The organism is Heliobacterium chlorum (assembly GCF_014502795.1).
GTDB lineage: Bacteria > Bacillota > Desulfitobacteriia > Heliobacteriales > Heliobacteriaceae > Heliobacterium > Heliobacterium chlorum.
On sequence record NZ_JACVHF010000002.1, the window covers coordinates 225,378 to 242,685 of the forward strand.

The 17,308-nt window shown below is 47.7% G+C and carries 16 protein-coding genes; 10 read left to right on the plus strand and 6 right to left on the minus strand.

Annotated elements, in window-relative coordinates; translation table 11 throughout:
* The first annotated feature begins 203 nt into the window (after window positions 1-203).
* Window positions 204-1,919 carry a methyl-accepting chemotaxis protein gene (locus H1S01_RS04210; protein ID WP_188038851.1) on the plus strand — a complete coding sequence of 572 codons (1,716 nt, stop codon included), beginning with the start codon at window positions 204-206 and terminating at the stop codon, window positions 1,917-1,919.
* A 183-nt stretch (window positions 1,920-2,102) separates the two neighbouring features.
* Window positions 2,103-2,306 carry a hypothetical protein gene (locus tag H1S01_RS04215; RefSeq protein WP_188038852.1) on the plus strand — a complete coding sequence of 68 codons (204 nt, stop codon included), beginning with the start codon at window positions 2,103-2,105 and terminating at the stop codon, window positions 2,304-2,306.
* 115 nt (window positions 2,307-2,421) lie between these two features.
* Here the strand turns inward: H1S01_RS04215 and H1S01_RS04220 are convergent, their stop codons facing one another.
* On the minus strand, window positions 2,422-3,120 hold the full coding sequence (locus H1S01_RS04220; protein WP_188038853.1) for a peptidylprolyl isomerase: 699 nt from the start codon (window positions 3,118-3,120) through the stop codon (window positions 2,422-2,424).
* A 131-nt stretch (window positions 3,121-3,251) separates the two neighbouring features.
* On the opposite strand from H1S01_RS04220, the gene H1S01_RS04225 reads away from it, so the two are divergent.
* Window positions 3,252-3,776: a DUF4178 domain-containing protein gene (locus tag H1S01_RS04225; protein ID WP_341479028.1), complete on the plus strand. Its 525-nt coding sequence runs from the start codon at window positions 3,252-3,254 to the stop codon at window positions 3,774-3,776.
* Window positions 3,777-3,813: 37 nt separating this feature from the next.
* The gene (locus H1S01_RS04230) at window positions 3,814-4,482 is read left to right on the plus strand and encodes a PspA/IM30 family protein (protein WP_188038855.1); all 669 of its coding nucleotides are present in this window, start codon (window positions 3,814-3,816) and stop codon (window positions 4,480-4,482) included.
* Window positions 4,483-4,616: 134 nt separating this feature from the next.
* Here the strand turns inward: H1S01_RS04230 and H1S01_RS04235 are convergent, their stop codons facing one another.
* The gene (locus H1S01_RS04235) at window positions 4,617-5,351 is read right to left on the minus strand and encodes a LysE family translocator (protein ID WP_155476090.1); all 735 of its coding nucleotides are present in this window, start codon (window positions 5,349-5,351) and stop codon (window positions 4,617-4,619) included.
* 287 nt (window positions 5,352-5,638) lie between these two features.
* On the opposite strand from H1S01_RS04235, the gene H1S01_RS04240 reads away from it, so the two are divergent.
* Both H1S01_RS04240 and H1S01_RS04245 read left to right on the plus strand, forming a co-directional pair.
* On the plus strand, window positions 5,639-6,274 hold the full coding sequence (locus H1S01_RS04240; protein WP_188038856.1) for a deoxynucleoside kinase: 636 nt from the start codon (window positions 5,639-5,641) through the stop codon (window positions 6,272-6,274).
* 164 nt (window positions 6,275-6,438) lie between these two features.
* Complete coding sequence (locus H1S01_RS04245) at window positions 6,439-7,440, plus strand: hypothetical protein (RefSeq protein ID WP_188038857.1); 1,002 nt, start codon at window positions 6,439-6,441, stop codon at window positions 7,438-7,440.
* Window positions 7,441-7,492: 52 nt separating this feature from the next.
* Here the strand turns inward: H1S01_RS04245 and H1S01_RS04250 are convergent, their stop codons facing one another.
* Window positions 7,493-8,335, minus strand: a complete 843-nt coding sequence (locus tag H1S01_RS04250; RefSeq protein ID WP_188038858.1) for a YitT family protein — start codon at window positions 8,333-8,335, stop codon at window positions 7,493-7,495.
* A gap of 237 nt (window positions 8,336-8,572) precedes the next feature.
* Between H1S01_RS04250 and H1S01_RS04255 the strand changes: the two genes are divergently transcribed.
* Window positions 8,573-10,009, plus strand: coding sequence for a GTP pyrophosphokinase (locus H1S01_RS04255; protein WP_188038859.1), 1,437 nt, complete (start codon window positions 8,573-8,575; stop codon window positions 10,007-10,009).
* 1 nt (window position 10,010) lies between these two features.
* On the opposite strand, the gene H1S01_RS04260 is transcribed toward H1S01_RS04255, so the two are convergent.
* A complete protein-coding gene (locus H1S01_RS04260) occupies window positions 10,011-10,490 on the minus strand; it encodes a ribonuclease H-like YkuK family protein (RefSeq protein ID WP_188038860.1) in 480 nt (159 codons plus the stop codon).
* A 177-nt stretch (window positions 10,491-10,667) separates the two neighbouring features.
* Window positions 10,668-11,186, minus strand: a complete 519-nt coding sequence (gene tpx, locus H1S01_RS04265; RefSeq protein WP_188038861.1) for a thiol peroxidase — start codon at window positions 11,184-11,186, stop codon at window positions 10,668-10,670.
* Window positions 11,187-11,277: 91 nt separating this feature from the next.
* Here tpx and H1S01_RS04270 point away from each other — a divergent pair, with 91 nt between their 5' ends.
* Window positions 11,278-12,726 (plus strand): N-acyl-D-amino-acid deacylase family protein, encoded by a 1,449-nt coding sequence (locus H1S01_RS04270; RefSeq protein ID WP_188038862.1) that lies wholly within the window; start codon window positions 11,278-11,280, stop codon window positions 12,724-12,726.
* A 19-nt stretch (window positions 12,727-12,745) separates the two neighbouring features.
* On the opposite strand, the gene H1S01_RS04275 is transcribed toward H1S01_RS04270, so the two are convergent.
* Window positions 12,746-13,330, minus strand: a complete 585-nt coding sequence (locus H1S01_RS04275) for a hypothetical protein (RefSeq protein WP_188038863.1) — start codon at window positions 13,328-13,330, stop codon at window positions 12,746-12,748.
* Window positions 13,331-13,492: 162 nt separating this feature from the next.
* Between H1S01_RS04275 and ytxC the strand changes: the two genes are divergently transcribed.
* Window positions 13,493-14,410: a putative sporulation protein YtxC gene (ytxC, locus tag H1S01_RS04280; RefSeq protein ID WP_188038864.1), complete on the plus strand. Its 918-nt coding sequence runs from the start codon at window positions 13,493-13,495 to the stop codon at window positions 14,408-14,410.
* A 227-nt stretch (window positions 14,411-14,637) separates the two neighbouring features.
* Window positions 14,638-16,563: a threonine--tRNA ligase gene (gene thrS, locus H1S01_RS04285; RefSeq protein WP_188038945.1), complete on the plus strand. Its 1,926-nt coding sequence runs from the start codon at window positions 14,638-14,640 to the stop codon at window positions 16,561-16,563.
* Window positions 16,564-17,308: the final 745 nt, after the last annotated feature.

Here is a 17,308-nt window from a genome sequence, read left to right on the forward strand (position 1 = left end):
ATAAAAAAGAGGCCAGTTCAAGAATTTTACTTGAACTGGCCTCTTTTTTATTCTCAAATCTAAGGATTGTAACGAAAAAATAGTCCATAGTTAAAATATAAATGCGAGGATGATTTGAAGTATAAAAAAGGGAGGTGGTTATTTAGGCGCAAACAGTGATGTCGTTGAAGCCAGGCAAGTTGGAAAGGAGCTGTTCTCACCTTATGCGATGGAAAGGAGTCCATTTGGGAATTCGAGCGAAACTGTTCGTTTCCTTTGGAATCACCTTGTTTTTATTCATTGGTTTCGGAATGTATAGCTTAACGAAGTATGAAGATTCCCATCAGAGGCTAGAAAAGATGAACGATATATGGCTGTCGAGAGTCGATCTATCTAATGAGTTAAAATGCTTGTTTGTGGAATATCGCAGAGAACAAATCGAACTTTCACACCCCTATTTTGAAGATGAAGATCAACTCAATATAAGGACCTTATCGGAGATAGAAGAAAAAATTGAAAAGGCGATCACAGAGTATCGAGACACGGCGATGGAACCCTCAGACATTGAGGCCATAAATTCGATCCGAGATGAATGGAAAGGCTTTCGAGCGGCTAGTTCGAAATTTATAGTTCTAGGGCAAGAAAGTGATGATAAAGAAGCGACTCTCCTACTAAAAGGGGAACTGCGAGATTACTTTAACCGCTTGTGGCAGTCGGCAGAAAGTCTCGTCGTTTATAACCTGAATGGTGCCGCAACAGATTTGCGGATAAACGATCAGGACCATGAAAAGACAAGAATGATACTTATTACCGCCATCGTATTAGTTACGGCCTTTTTTACGCTCACTTTGTATACGATGGTTCGCCGTATTACCCATTCGGTGGATGTTCTTCTAACATCGGCGGAACAAATATCGAATGGCCGTTTAACAGAAAAGATATCGATCACCGGAGACGATGAGTTTGGCATCCTGGCGGTACGTTTCAATCAGATGGTGAATAGCTTACGGAATCTTGTTTTGAAAATTGATGAAGGATCACAACAATTAGGCGGTTCCTCAGAAGAACTGAGTGCGAGTACAGAGCAAAACAAACATGCCGTCAGTCAGGTCGCTGCTGTGGCGCAACAACTGGCGAAAGACTTGGAAGACCATAATAATCATCTGGAAACGACTGTGGAAAACGCTGAGGCAATATCTGCCGTGGCCGAGCAAATCAACGCGTCGGCACAGCATGTCTATTCCTCAGCGACTGTAACAAGTGAAAAAGCCTCAAAAGGTACGTTAACAATGACGAAAGCCATGAATGACATGGAAAAGATCAATCACTCCGCCAACGAAGTGGCTACATTGATTCATCAGCTCGAAAAGCAAACCCAGAAGGTCGAGAAAATGGTTGAGCAAATCGATAAAATTGCGGAACAGACAAACCTTCTCTCCTTAAACGCTTCGATTGAGTCCGCTCGGGCCGGAGAAGCTGGACGAGGTTTCGCCGTCGTCGCCGAGGAAGTTCGTAAACTGGCTGAACAAGCGGGAAGGTTTGCCAGTGAAATTACGAAGATTATCCATGAAATTCACGAAGAGACCCATGAAGCTGTGGAGGCGATGGAGCATAACTCCGATGTGGTGAAATTGGGCGTTCTAACTATCGGGGAAGGGGTAAAAACATTTCAGGAAATCGAAAAAGAGGCAGCCGACGTGTCTAGGCAGATTGGTGAAGTGACTAGTGCCATCGAGCATATGGCCGTCGGCAGTGCGAATACAGTTCATGCCACCGAAGAGATCAGTGCAATCGCCAAGAAAATTAGTGACTATGCCCAGACAATCGCCGCCACGACCGAGGAACAGTACGCCTCTGCAGAAGAAATCTCCTCCAATGCGAAAATGCTAGCTTCGCTTGGGCAAGAGTTACGCCAGGCTGTGAACAAGTTTCGTTATTGAAAAACTAATTATTCTGATATCAGAGGCAAATCTTGTCTTTTATGTATAGACTATGATAAACTAATGTATAGAAAGTGTTACATCGATTTAATAATTAATGTCTAGTTTTCGCGACATTTCATTAAAATAGCATTAGCAAAAGATAAACAACTTCACATCTGTTGAAGTTAGGAGGAGAACCTCATGGGTAGAATGTTGACGACGTGCCCTGAATGTGGAGCCAGTTTATTGGCGGACAAAAAAAGTGAATCATCTCGGAAAAGCGATAACTACTGCTCAGTCTTCCGGACGATTGGCATTTTGAACTATAACGGTGATCAGACGGTTGCCTGGCAATGTCCTGAATGCAAATCGCAGTGGCCTGCCGATACGCGCAAGTGCATCTAGTCTTTCAAGAGCAAAAAAACCGTGATATTTTTTCACGGTTTTTTTTATTTCGCCCTGGGATTCAAAAAGCAAGGTGAAAAAGAGCCCCCTGGTAATACAGGGGGCGACAGTCTGATTACTTTTCTTCGATTGTGACTTTTTCCATGACAATGTTTTGTGTGGGCTTGCTGACCTCTGAGCCAAAGTCGCTCTTCGTAACGGGAACGTCCGAAATCTTTAACACTGTGTCCATACCTTCAATGACTTTTCCGAATACAGTATAATTAGGGTGACTGTTTAACACTTTCGCTTGCTCACCGTTACAGATAAAGAACTGGCTTCCGTTTGTGTTCGGACCTGAATTGGCCATAGCTACAACGCCTGGTCCATAGGAGAGTTTGGGCGGTAGTTCATCGTCAAATTTGTAGCCGGGACCGCCAATACCCTTGCCCAAAGGGTCACCTGTTTGAATCATGAAGTCTTTGACGATTCGGTGGAAGGGGATTCCGTCATAAAAGCCTTCCCGGGCCAGGAATACGAAATTGTTGACCGTTTTGGGCGATTCGGCAGCTAACAGTTGAATCTTTATATTGCCGAGGTTCGTCTGTATCGTGGCGATATACTGTTTCTTCGTGTCAATCTGCATTTCCGGGGCTTTGGAATACTTATTGTTCTTTTCGGCTGTCGGCGCTTTGGCGGCTGGAGCGGGAGCTTCCTTGCTTTGCTGAGCAGGGGCCGGTTCAGAGGGCTTATTGGAAGTCTGGTTGCAACCGACCAAAAAAGTCGCGATAGCTAACGTGACGAAGGCGGTGCCTTTTTTCCAAGTAAACTTCATTCCATTTCATCCTTTCGTAGAAACTGTGCAACGCTTTTAGTATAAACAGACAAACATTCACAAACAAGTCGTGAAGAAAATTGTATGAAATCTTTTCAATGAGACCGTTTTATGAGAAGATGGAGATGGAGGTGAGGACATTGAGCCTCTTTGGACGCCTGCGCCAGATGTTCGAGGCAGAAGTTCACGCCGATGAACCGGTTTCAAAAGAACGCACGTTGTTCGACCTCAACGTGGGCCAGGTCGTTTCGCTCGATTTGGAGGACTGGATCATTGAGGGTAAAGTGATCTACCATGCGCAACCGGGATGGGTTCTCTACGCTGTAAAGTCTGGTCGACAGCGGCAGGGATTGTTCTTCGATCGTTCCGCACCGGATAAGGCGGTTGTGCTCACCCCCTTTGCCGGACGGATCGACGATATGACCGATGTGAAGACAGAATATGTTTTAGACGGGAAGCATTTTTTCCTAGATTACCATGGTGAAGGTCCGGTCGACACCTTTGGAGAGACGACGGTCGGACGGGGACAACTGATGTTTTGGCAGTTCGAGACGGATCAACGGGAGATTTACCGGATCGAATGGCAACAGGGACGCTTTTTTCACTACGATGGGCGATGGATAGACGCATTTGAACTGTCCGTCGTAGCCGGATAACTTAAATTTATAAAATTTGAGGAGGAACAAGGAAACCATGAGCCTGTTTAAACGTCTGAAAGATCTGACCTTATCCAATATCAATGCCCTTCTCGACAAGGCAGAAGATCCTGTAAAAATGTTAGACCAATACCTTCGGGATATGGCTGAAGATATCCAAGAAGCTTCCGCTGCAGTAGCTCAGCAAATTGCGGTGACGAAGAAGTTCGAGGCCCAATACAAAGAGGCCGAGTCGATGGTTCAAAAACGCCAGGAAGACGCCGTAAAAGCGATCAATGTCGGTCGAGACGATTTGGCTAAACGTGCCCTGGAAGACAAAAAGAATCATGAAACTCGCCTACGTGACTTCAAAAGCCAGTATGAGACTCACTCAGCTACCTCTGAGAAACTTAAAGCCCAGTTGGCAGAAATGCGTTCTGAGTTCGAGAAATTGAAAGCCCGCCGGGATACGCTCGTGGCCCGGGCCAATGCGGCAAAGGCCACTGAGCAAGTCCACTCGGTCATGAGTGGTTTTGACAGCAATTCGGCGCGCCGGGGCTTCGAACGGATGGAAGAAAAGGTTCTAGGCATGGAAGCCCGCGCCGAAGCAAGCAAAGAGTTGGCTCACGGTTCGGCAGGAAGCCTCGATGATGAACTGGCTGCTCTAGATAAAGGCCAAGGCGTAGATGATGAGCTTGCTGCCTTGAAGCGTCAATTAGGTAAATAAGAACGCGATAAAATCCAAAGGCCAACAGATCTACCTATAAATTTATCCTGATAATTAGGGATAAAGAAAAAACGAACCCCCTGTCCGTAGGAAATGCCTAGGGCAGGGGGGTTTCTTTTAGCGAAGTTAAGTTCTTAACGGAAAAAGGTATACCAGATGGTAAAGAAGGAAAGGCCGATCATTAAGACGCCGCATCCTTTTTGAATCCAAGGGACGATATGCATCTGCCACTGAAAGAAACGGGTACGAGCCAGCCGGGAGATGGCAGCGAACCAAAGTTCCTGTCCGAAGAGGATCCCAAAGATGAAGATCAATCCGAGCAACGGAGAGGAGGAGTTCCAACTAGAAACGGCCGTTGTACCGACGCCGATCCACAAGGTCAGCGTTAACGGGTTTAGGCCAGTGATCAACATACCATTTAAAAGAGCTCGTTTTGTTGCCCGATTGGAGGTGGCATTCGATAAAAGCGATTGTAGGGAAAATTTACTCTGCCCTAAACAGGGAGACTCCATCTCCGGTGCCATCTCTCCAGAACCGGGGAACGCTTTTGCCATTTGTTTGTGAGGCCGAACGAGAGAAGCGCCGATCACGAAGAGAACAATGGATCCCACAAAACCGAAGATGGTACGCACCCAGGGCATTTCTAATAAAGGCACAAGGCCGAATTGAACCAGAATCAGATAGAAACCATCAGCGATGATTGCTCCTGTACCGACGGCCAACCCCATCCAAAATCCGTAGCGCATGGAATTACGAAGTACTTCTACCGCGATGGGGCCAAGGGGCATGGCCAAAGTGATGCCAAGCAGCAACCCGCTGATTAATGCCTGCACGCTCTGCAAGGGTTGGAGGGGCACCGCATAGACCACGTAAACGGCCCTCCTTTCAATCGTACTTACCAAAAATGTATATGATTCAAGGGGCACAATTATTACAAAAAGACAAAAGTACTTCCGAGGACATGGCTTGATTTAGTATATCATAGGGTTTTCAAAAATGTCTAATCAAAAAGTCACATTCCATAGACAAAGAGATACTTTCCCGCTCGTGGAAGGATATTCCGCAGACGTTCGCGAAGTAATGAGCAGGAGATGGATACGGCGCGATTGTGCCTCTGTTAAGAGCTAATAGCAGATGTCCAAAAGGAGTGCTTATTATGACCTTATCGAATCCCGGTCAGGTTCAATTGGTGATCGACGGAGTGACCGGTGTAGGCAAGTCAACCCTCGTCGATTTGCTTGCCAAAAATCTGAACCTAGTTGAATTCAGAGAGATGTTTGAAGATGAAAATCAACTGCTGCACAAGTTTTTTCACAACCGGGAACGCTGGGCTTTTCCCATGCAGATCAACTTTTTGACCAACCGGTTTAAACAATACCGGGAAGCTTCCCGTTCCAATCAGGCGATTATGGATCGTTCCATTTATTCAGATGGTATCTTCGCGAAAATGTACCGCGAACAAGGGTATCTGACGGTTGAAGAATATAATGTTTATGAAAATCTGTTGAACAGCATGATTGACGGCCTAGAACCGCCCCGTCTGATGGTCTATTTAAAGGTGGATACAGACGAAGCGATACGGCGTATCCATATGCGAGGACGTGCCGATGAAGTCGAGGTGGAGCGCGATTACTGGGCCTTGCTGAACGTTTTTTATGAAAATAATTACCGTGATTATAAAGGCGGCTCTTTGTTAACGTTAGACGTGACTAACCTCGATTATGTTCACAAACCGGAAGATCGAGCTTTTATTTTGCAAGAGATCACTCGCGCTTACGAAGCGGCGAAATAAGTCACTATATCACAACAGGAGGACTGATCATTGTGTCGGTCCTCTTCTTTTTTGCCTTTAACAATTGAAAAAATGGAAAAAATTTGATATAAATGTAACCAGATGGAAGGAATTGCCAGCGTCATTGCCGAATACTCGGGGTGAGAAGGAGGGGGCACGCGTTTATGAGCTTGCCGGGAGAGTTGACAGTGGCCCAGGCATCGAAAATGACTGGTCTGCAACGGTATACCCTGCGGGACGCCATTCATCGTGGCGAATTGGCTGCGAAGCAGCAAAAGATCCCGGGAGGGTTTATGTATTTGATTCCCCTGGAAGGATTACGAGACTTTTGTCGGCACCGGGGCGTTGTATCGACTATCCTGGGAGTGGAAGCGCCGAAGAAGGAACTAATGCGGGAAGGGGAAGCGGTGGCAAGCGGTTCCGCCGAAAAAGGACAAGCGGGTGAAGCGACCACTCTACCATGTCCGGAGGAGAGCGAAAGACGATTAAACAGTTCTTCCGAGGCTGAAGCGACAGCGAAGGAACTGATTGAACTGTTGCGTTCTATGCCGAACTGGGAGCAACGGTTAGAACAAATGATCGAGCAAATCGTTGAAGTCCAGTCGGATGTGCTAGGCCTGAAAAAAGGGTTTCACCAGCACTTGAGCAAAGTGGAAGGCCGGGTGGTCCATCTGCATCAGAGTGTAAACGGCGATCTGCGGACGTCGATGGAACGAGTACGGCACGACTTGAACGAAGGCCTCAGTGAGTTTCGTGGTGGACTCGATGCTTGGCAGCACAATGTAGACACTGTCTTCGATGATATGCGGTGTACGCTGCAGGAAGTAGCGGCCAGTCAATCCGATGGGGAAATGCGTCAAGCTTTCATCCATAAATTGTCCGTAGACAACCAGTCTACGGTGGGTGAAGTGAAGAAGCTGATGGTGGAAGTGAGTGAAACCTTAAGCCAAGTGGTGGGCAACCAACAAAACGGTTCCGAAGTGATCGAACAACGTCTCGATGATCTGAAGAGCTCTGTAGAAGGAGTAAGACGGTCGGTAGATCGTTCGACGGAGATGATCATCAAATGGCGTCAGAAGGTCCTGAGGGACCAAAACCAGCGAGGCGTCAAAGGATGGTGGAACCGGCTCTGGGGCCGCTCTTCATCGCCCATATTGTCAAAATAATTTTATATGAGTAAGGCGGGATACCGCGCCCCCGAAATGGGGGTTCTTTTTTTTAGGAAGAGGGGGTTAGCGGCCTAAACCCTCTCCCCAAGATCTCCTTGGCATCAGAGATGATGATAAAGGCGTTCGGTTCGAGGCGGTAGACCGTTTTTTTCAGGGTAAACAACTGGTTAGGTTCTATCGCGCAGAGAATGACGTTTTTATTATCATGGGTAAAAGCGCCTTCTCCTTTAAGAAAAGTGACGCCTCGTCCCATCTCCTCCATGATGCTGTGGGCGATCAGTTCCGGATCCTTGGAGATGATCGTCACCGCCTTTTTCGGCAGGCCTTCTTGGATGAAGTCCACCAGTCGGTTCGAAGCGTAGAAGGCTACGATCGTATACATGGCCGCTTCATGACCGATAAACAAACCGGAAAGGAGAACGATGATCGAATTCAAGGTGAGGTTTAAGGTGCCGAAAGAAATACCTAACCGGCTGGAATAGATTTTAGCGAGGATATTGACGCCACCCAGACTTCCGCCGACACGTGCGATCAATCCTACGCCGGTACCGTAAATCAAGCCTCCGTACAAAGCATTTAGGAGGATGTTTTGCGTAGAAAAGTCAGGGAGTATTCGAAGCCAGTCGATAAAGGTGGACGATACGGTTACAGCGATAAAGGTCTTAAGGACAAACTCCCGGTTGATATTGCGATAGGCGAGGATGTACAAGGGAAGGTTTATGAGGGACATAAGAATACCTGGAGAGATGTTCGTCATGTAGTAGACCAACGTAGCCAGCCCGGCAACGCCACCCGGCGCCAGCTTAGAAGGAAGGATAAACTCCCGGGTTCCTATAGCAAAAAAAAGAGCACCTACAATCACAAGGGCGTATTCACGCAGCGTCTCTTTCACGGGGCACCGAACCTTTCTCGTTGCTTTGGTTTAATCGGTATGAATTACTACCAGCCTAATCAAAGAATAGGTAAAGGTCAATGGCCGCCCCCATTTTTCCGATTCCCGAACTGACAAAAAGTTCATAATTCTCGGCAAGTATACATACATCAGGGAAGGAACGGCGCATCAATTCGGCGAATAAAAAGAATGTACGACATGTTACAAATATGCCCCATATGATTGAGGTGAATGCCCATGGAACTCACCTGTCAACAACTAGAAAGCATCCTCGCTTCTTACCGGCAGATGGAATTGGAACTGCGGGTTAAACTCGATGCACTGCGGGGGCCCTTAGAAATCAAGTATGGACGTCCCGTCATCTTGTTTATTGAAAGCCGAACGAAAAAAGCGAAGAGTTTGATTGAAAAAGCACGCCGTTATGGATGGCCTGTCAATGAAGGGATCACGAAAAACATAAAAGATATTGCCGGCTTGCGAGTGATTGTCCAGCATTTAGACGATATCAGCCGGGTAGTAGATATCCTAAAAAAACGTTCCGATATGCGCTTGGTGAATGAGAAAGATTTTCTTCGTAACCCGAAGGCAAGCGGTTATCGAAGTTATCACTTGATTATTGAATATGACATGTATGCTCCCGAAGGTCCCATCACCCGGTTTGCCGAAATCCAGGTTCGCACCGTGGGACAGCATTTTTGGGCTGTGCTGCAGCATTCGATGATGTATAAGTATGGCTTAGAAGTGCCTACCCATATCGCTGAAAATTTACGTTTAATCGCGGAAGAAACGAACAAAGCCGACGAAAAGATGATGGTCATGCGTCAGGCCGTATCTCGCGATCTGGAGGTCGATGAAATTCGCCTCTACGCGAAGCAATTGGCCCATCTGCTGCGCCGGACAGAACCGCAACGGGGAACTGCTTTGTCCTTCGACCCTTCCAGATATTTTTCTGACATGACGATTTTAGAGCTTAGCTTTCAACTCGGTCGAAAAGGTTATCCCTCCGAAAGCTTTGACCCTCAAGAACTAGCCCGGTGCTCCTGTTGTAAAGCCCCCTTTCTCCTTCATGAAGAGGTTCGAGCCATCATTCCTCAGAATGATGATTCGAAACAAGGGGTGGAACCGGTTCGCCTCTGCAAGGTCTGTTACTCCATGATCCTGCCGGTTCTTCGCTGGGAATTTTCCTCTGCCCCACTTAAAGAGAAAAACAAGCTGCGCAGCGAATGGGAAGAAGCGAGCCACATGCACCGTAAGTTTCAGCAGTTCTTTATAGAGCGTATTCAGTCCCCGCTGGCAAACCGTTTACAAAAAGCTTCTGTACTGCTCGGTGAGCATCTGATGATCTGCCCATCTATGCTGAACATAGGCACGGTGACCTTGTTTAAAGCGGCGGTAGGGGATCGGCTAAGCGTACAGATCGACTCGGAATGGGATCCTCAGAACGGGGAAGATGAGGTCATCACATTTTTCGTGAAGCTGGATTACCACGTCGCCGGCTCTATCTCGGTGACCTACCGGTATCCGGAGATTGAATGGGATGAGTTTCATGAGCCTGAACTGGTGGAACCGGAATCTTTCATATATAAGGAAGAGGAGCTGGAACGGTTGTTTTCGCTCATCGATGGGCAACTGAAGGAATTACGCAGTCCCCGTCTCGTCGGTGTCAGCGGTTAGTCTACTTGGCGTACCGGTCGGCGACACGACTAGCACCAATGGCGTCCGGTTTTGTCCGTACGGCATACTGATATACGGAAGCCATACTTTCGGCCCATCCGACGACACGGGGGAGGTGAAGCCGGCTCATCCCATTCGTACCCCCATCGATATGTAGTTCCAACTCCCAGTAGATGAGCTTTTGGTTCAGCAAATCCCGCAGTTTCCCGATGATCTCAATGGACATATGCGTTTCCACATCGAGTTTTTCGGCTAATGCCAGCGCTCGATCTAAAACTTGAACGTACTGGTAGGACTGCCCGCCTTTGTGTTCCCGATAGGCAGTGATCGAAGTAACGACACGTGTTGTTCCACCATGAGTCTGGCTGTCTGTCCCAATCCAGAGGCGTACCGGTGCATCGGGAAATTCGGCTGAGAATAGCTGAAAGGCTCGAACCACCTTCTCTAAAGGCAAAAGACCTTGTTGGCCCCGAAAAAGCATTGTCAAAACCTCCTTGCGTCCGGTTCACTATTCTCTATTACTATGATATCCAATGGATGATTGTTTTATGGACAAATACAGAGGAACCATCTCCTCTGGTCGACCCCAAAAGAAAAAAGCAAGGATTCCCTCGACAAAGGGATACTCCTTGCTTTTTCGATATCCTGAGTAGACAAATTACCCCAAGGATTTTTTAACGAATGCGAGTGCTTGATTGTAATCAGGTTCGTTGGTTATTTCTCGTACATACTCCACGTAAGTTACCCGATCTTGTTTATCGATGACAAAAATAGCACGGGACAAGAGACGGAGTTCTTTGATCAGCACGCCGTAAGCTTGTCCAAAGGAGACATCTTTGTGATCGGAGAGGGTTACGACTTGATCCACGCCAGCGGCGCCGCACCACCGTGCTTGAGCAAAGGGTAGATCGCAACTTAAAGTTAGAATGACTACATCTTTTCCTAAGTCAGCAGCTTCTTGATTAAATCGACGCGTTTGCAGATCACAGACAGGTGTATCGAGTGAGGGGACCACGCTGATCAACTTTACCTTACCGGCAAAGTCGCCGAAAGACTTAGGGGACAAGTCATTCGCAGTGGCTGTAAAAGCGGGTGCCTTTTCGCCGATTTTTACTTCCGGGCCAATCAGAGTTAAGGGATTTCCCTGAAATGTGATGATACCTGTACGTTCAACCATCTGAATTCCCCCTATTAGCAGTTTTGTAAACTCATTATACCGGATTTTGTTCATGAAGGTAGTTACTGTTCATGGGAAGGGAAGGGGAACGATGTCCGACAGGAACCGACGAGAGTTTATTCTTCAGGGAGTGGCATGGGGTATCTCCCTGACCGGTCTCACCGGTTGTGCCACTGGAGGAAGTAGGAGGCAAAGCAGCGTTGAACCGAACCGAGGACTAACCACCACTAAACCTCAAAAGGAAACATTGCCTGATGCTAAGGATATCGATTGGGACTTGCTCATCACCAACGGCAACGTGATCGATGGAACAGGCAAAGGGGGGTTCCGAGGAACAGTGGCGGTGACGAAGGACCGGATTGCTTCTGTGCTCGAAGGCAGCGCCAACATCGATCATTCGATAGTGTATGTCGGAACAGAGCGATACCGATTAAAACCGGACTGCAAAGTGATTCTTGCAGACGGTGCTTGCGTTACTCCCGGCTTTATCGATGTACATACCCATAACGAAGAATACCTGAGGACAAATCCCCGGGCCGAAATACGTCTCCTACAAGGGGTGACCTCGCAAATCGGAGGAAATTGTGGCGAATCGGTCGACGACATTCCTCGTTTTTACCAGCTTCTCGGCGATTTGGGCATAAACTATGGGCAGTTGATGGGTTATCGAAATCTACGCCGCTTGGCCATGGGAGAGGAAGCAGAGCGTGAGGCCACCGGGAGAGAAATCGATCGAATGGTCGATCTATTGCAGCAAGGTCTTCAGGCAGGTTCTCCGGGTCTGTCTTTCGGTTTGGAATATGCACCTCAATCATCAGCCACAGGGCGGGAACTAAAAAAACTCGCTCAAACGCTGGCCAATCAGAAAGGGATCATGGCTACCCATATACGAAGTGAATCGGATCAGCTATTAGAGTCCATCGACGAGATGACGGAGATAGCTCTGGAGTCGGGTGTTTCCTGGCAGTACAGCCATGTGAAGGCTCTTTTTCAAGACAATTGGGACAAGTATCCGGCAGTGCTCGAACGGATAAGCAATGCAAATGCTAAGGGAGTCGACCTCTGGGGGGACATGTACCTCTATGATTTTTCTTCCTGGGATTTTGGTACTGGACGCATTTCCATCTCGGAAGAGAATATTCAATTGGGACTAGCCCATCCCCGTATATTTATCGCCAGCGATTCCGGCCTTTACGCGAACGGAAAAGTCACCCATCCACGCGCCTACGGCAACTTTCCCAGGATGTTGGCTCGTTATGTCCGCGATCGACAAGTGATTTCTCTGGAAGAAGCCGTCGCCAAGATGAGTAATCTGCCGGCTCAACGTTTCCGGATCTCCCGTCGAGGGAAAATAGCTCCCGGTTACAAGGCAGATCTACTTGTTTTTCGATTGGAGGATGTACAAGATCGGGCGAAACGGAATAAACCGAATCTACTGCCCGTAGGGATGAGGTATGTTTTTGTCAACGGCCAGGCAGCAGTCATGGAAGGAGAACCGACGGGGTGCCGAGCTGGTCAGCCTTTGCAGTTTAATTCATGAGATTAGCGTCGATTCAAAGTTAGCTGCCTTTATCTTTGCTGGTTTCTTTATCTCCGCCGCTACCGCCACCGCCGCTGCTCCCGCCGCCTTCACCGCCTCCCTCGCCGCCGCCTTCACTGCCGCCACCGCTTTTGCCTCCTTGGGCTTTCGCTGCTGCCTGGATTTTCTTCTTAACATCCGGATCGTCCATAGCGTCTTTGACCGTATCCTTTATTGACTTTTTTACTTCTTTTTCTTTCATGGCTAAGGCAAGCTGTTCTTGAAACTTGGAACTCATCAGCATTTCCTGGAATGTTTTCATAAACTTTGGATCTTGCGATAAAACCATCGTCTGAAATTCGGGGTCCCGAATCATGCGCGCCAGCCGTTGTTGATATTCGTCAGTTTTTATAATGTCCAGCATCATGGCCTTCATGTTTTGATATTCCGGTTGTTGCTGCTGGACTTGGCCTTGCTGTCCTTGTTGGCTTTGACCTTGTTGCCCTTGCTGCCCCTGTTGCTGTCCTTGGCCTTGAGACTCAGCGGGGCGGCGCTGTGGAGAACAAGAAGTGATGCCTGTAATCAGAATAAAAGCAATCACAAGTAACCAGAGTAAGCGCTGCATGTAGTAATCCCCCCTTTATGCTTTCAATGGTAAAGTACCCGTTCTGGAAGACCCTATTCTTCTACCTTTTCAGGAAAACAAATGGATATTAATGGAGGGAATAAACTGTATACTCCCTTGTTGTCGAACATATAATAAAGACATCAAAGGGGGGTGAACTCCTTGGTTCAGATCTTATCTATCGGTGCAAGCCGTGATCTGGATGAACTAGGTTACCGGCTCACCTGCGAACTGACTGAACTGGCCGGAGAAGGATGGCAGTTCGGTACCCGCCGGCAATGGTTAAACGGGGTTCACCAGTTTTCGTGCTACCTCGATGAACACCCCGAAGGCGAATCGCCGGAAGAGATGGCGCTAATCTTGCGCCAATACTGTGCGAGAATGCTAACCGATTGGATTCTTGACGTTTGGGAACAGGAACTGGTTGAGAAACGTATTAACAGCGAATATGCTTATTTTTCAGAAGAAGAACGATGGGTCATCGCCGAGAAAGCGACACAAATATTGAAACAAGAGGAAGAGACCTCGAAGGAATATATCATCTATCGAGTCGGTCGTAGACAGCGGATTCTAGAACGGTTGCTTGATGTGCTGGTCACCTTTGGAAGAGTTCACATCGACGGCTTCCTTCGATTTCGACTCAGTGATTATTTAGCGACCTTATCCGATTCTGTAGATGTGGCTGTAGACGAATATATGATGGAGAAGGAATACAAAGAGTTCGTCAGCTTGTTACGCTATTTCTTGGAGATTCAAGATACACGAGTCCCTGTTGTTCACGTGTATATGCGCCCCGGTGGTTTTCAACTTCTCGATGAACGTGGAATACCAGTAAACAATGAAATCGTCGAAGGATTTCATCAGGATGTAATAAAGCACGAAGAAATCTGTTTCGAAGATCTCTTGATCAGCGCTTTAGTTACAGTCGCCCCCGTTCAAGTCGTGATTCATTATACGGAAGGCGTTCCGTCGAGCGAATCAATGCAGACGATACAAGCTGTCTTTGGAGACCGATTGCACTATTGCCCAGGCTGTGATCGCTGTTTGGTGTTTCAAGAAAACGTGGTGCTGCAGCGATGAACATAGGCAAAAGAGCCCTAGCTAGTCAAACTAGATGGGGCTTTTTTCATAAGGGTGCTTGAAGTATCGCGGTTTCTTTTCATAAGGCCAATATGGATTGATGAAAGCGGTTCGGTTGACAAGCCCATATATGAGGTCTAAAATTATATTTTGAGACGGACTTTCGCCTCTCGCCTAGCTTCTAAGGCGAGAGGTTTACCTATATGTGAGGAGGACATACATTGAGTATAGTGAAGGTTACTCTAAAAGATGGTGCCGTTCGGGAATTTCCCCAAGGCACGACGGTTGCGGAAGTGGCTGCGGCCCTCAGCCGAAAGCTCGCACAGCATGCAGTGGCTGGGAAGCTCGATGGTAAAGTCGTCGGACTAACCACGTCTATCGAAAAAGATGCCTTCGTGGAAATCTTAACTTTCGATGATCCGGAAGGCCGGGACGTCTATCGTCACTCTTCCTCTCACTTGTTAGCCCAAGCAGTGCAACGGCTTTTCCCGGGTACCCGGTTGGGTATAGGCCCGGCTATCAACGAAGGCTTCTACTATGACTTTGATTCGGAACACAAGTTTACTCCGGAAGACTTACAAGCCATCGAAAAAGAAATGGACCAGATCATAAAAGAGGACTTGCCTATTGTCCGGCGCGAAGTCAGCCGTGAAGAAGCGATTCGGTTTTTCCAGGAGATCGGTGAAAGTTACAAAGTCGAACTCGTAGAGGATCTGCCGGAAGACGCTGTGATCAGCATGTACAGCCAAGGAGATTTTATCGACCTTTGTGCCGGCCCTCACCTGCCGACAACCGGGCAGATTAAAGCGATGCGCCTCATGAGCCTGGCTGGGGCCTACTGGCGCGGCAGTGAAAAGAACAAGATGCTACAGCGGATTTACGGTACGTCCTTTCCGAAAAAATCCGAACTGGACGATTACCTGCATCGCTTAGAAGAAGCGAAGCGCCGCGATCACCGTAAACTCGGCCAGGAACTAGAATTGTATACGATTATGGAAGAAGGTCCCGGATTCCCCTTCTTCTTTCCCAAAGGGATGATCATTCGCAACGAACTGGAGAAATACTGGCGTGAGCAACATGCCAAAGCTGGTTACCAGGAGATCCGGACACCGATCATCTTGAACCGCTCTCTCTGGGAACGCTCAGGTCATTGGGATCATTATAAAGAGAATATGTATTTCACCCAGATCGATGAGCAGGATTTTTGTGTCAAACCGATGAATTGCCCCGGCAGCATGCTCGTCTACAAAAACTCCATTCATTCTTATCGCGATCTGCCCCTGCGCATGGCGGAACTGGGACTAGTTCATCGCCACGAAATTTCTGGAGCCCTCCATGGTCTGATGCGGGTCCGCTGTTTCACCCAAGATGACGCACACATCTTCATGCTGCCCTCGCAGATCAAAGAAGAGATCATGGGTGTCATCGATCTGGTGGACCGGTTCTATAAGACCTTCGGTTTTGACTACCATATCGAATTGTCCACGAAGCCGGAAAAAGCCATGGGCAGTGACGATATTTGGGAGCTTGCTACATCGTCTCTGGAAGAGGCATTAAAAGCCAAAGGCATGGATTATAAAATCAATCCGGGCGATGGCGCCTTCTATGGACCGAAGATCGATTTCCACTTAAAAGATTGCCTCGGCCGGACCTGGCAGTGTGGAACGATCCAACTGGACTTCCAAATGCCGGAGCGGTTCGACCTAACCTACGTGGGTGAAGATGGGCAGAAACACCGCCCTGTCATGATTCACCGGGTTGTCTTCGGATCTATTGAGCGCTTTATCGGCATCCTTACGGAACACTTTGCCGGTGCATTCCCAGCCTGGCTGGCCCCGGTGCAGGTGCGGGTGCTGCCGATTACAGACCGTCATCATGCATACGCCCAGAAGGTTCTGGCCCACTTGGCTGAACGGGGTATCCGGGCTGAAGTGGATGACCGTAATGAAAAAATCGGTTATAAGATTCGGGAAGGCCAAGTCAAGAAAATCCCGTACCTGTTGGTGGTCGGTGACAAGGAAGCTGAGAACGGTGCTGTCGCCGTCCGCAAATACGGAGAAGGGGATAAAGGCGCTTGCGGGCTCGATGAGTTTACGCAGATGCTGATGGAAGAAATCGAAACGAAGAAAAATCCGGGAAAAGCTTGCTCATAATCTAAATGAACCGAATGGAGCCGCTAACGATGTTAGTGGCTCTTGTTTTTTATAGACCTATTTGGAGAAAGGAACCAAGCTAAAGTTCGATAACATACAATGAAAATAAAGGAGGTATTTCTTTGGAGTGTCATAAAAGAAAGAAAAGCCCTAAAAGAAGAGCCTCTTTTTGTTCAATTCCATCTGATTTTTCGCACCATTGTCATCAACCCGATTCCGGTGAATCATACTATCTTCGTCGACAGGACTATCCGCCGAACCATCACTGTCGAAATACCAATGACAGGTACCACCGTTCTTATGACGACCTAATTGGCTATATCAACAGATGCTGTGAGGAACATTCGAAAGCTTATAGTAAGTATTATTCATGCTGTTACAGTAGGGAATACTGTGACGACTACTGTAACGATGAGGACCTTAACATTTGTAATCATAAAGAACATCATGATCGGTTACTACCAAAAGATAGGTGCTGTTGTTGCTGCAGTTGTTGTCGTCGATGTAATAATGAATACTAACTTTTTAAGTTACTAGAATTCCTCTCGGGAAGGGCCGCTGATGTAAATCGGCGGCTTTTGATTTGTCTATCAACGACCTGTGAGGTTACGAGATATGTTGGAAACGGTGTTTTGAAAAATGTAGCGAATTAAGAGACGATACATATAATGGGAGTGAATAAACGGGCGTTGTTTACGATGAAAGGGTGATGCTCCCTGGACTGTACTATAAAAGATGCATCGAC

Coding starts and splice junctions, on each gene's coding strand:
- H1S01_RS04210 (WP_188038851.1), top strand. CDS start 204: ATGCGATGGAAAGGAGTCCATTTGGGAATTCGAGCGAAACTGTTCGTT.
- H1S01_RS04240 (WP_188038856.1), top strand. CDS start 5,639: ATGACCTTATCGAATCCCGGTCAGGTTCAATTGGTGATCGACGGAGTG.
- H1S01_RS04220 (WP_188038853.1), bottom strand. CDS start 3,120: ATGAAGTTTACTTGGAAAAAAGGCACCGCCTTCGTCACGTTAGCTATC.
- H1S01_RS04230 (WP_188038855.1), top strand. CDS start 3,814: ATGAGCCTGTTTAAACGTCTGAAAGATCTGACCTTATCCAATATCAAT.
- H1S01_RS04260 (WP_188038860.1), bottom strand. CDS start 10,490: ATGCTTTTTCGGGGCCAACAAGGTCTTTTGCCTTTAGAGAAGGTGGTT.
- H1S01_RS04215 (WP_188038852.1), top strand. CDS start 2,103: ATGGGTAGAATGTTGACGACGTGCCCTGAATGTGGAGCCAGTTTATTG.
- H1S01_RS04270 (WP_188038862.1), top strand. CDS start 11,278: ATGTCCGACAGGAACCGACGAGAGTTTATTCTTCAGGGAGTGGCATGG.
- H1S01_RS04245 (WP_188038857.1), top strand. CDS start 6,439: ATGAGCTTGCCGGGAGAGTTGACAGTGGCCCAGGCATCGAAAATGACT.
- H1S01_RS04255 (WP_188038859.1), top strand. CDS start 8,573: ATGGAACTCACCTGTCAACAACTAGAAAGCATCCTCGCTTCTTACCGG.
- tpx (WP_188038861.1), bottom strand. CDS start 11,186: ATGGTTGAACGTACAGGTATCATCACATTTCAGGGAAATCCCTTAACT.
- H1S01_RS04275 (WP_188038863.1), bottom strand. CDS start 13,330: ATGCAGCGCTTACTCTGGTTACTTGTGATTGCTTTTATTCTGATTACA.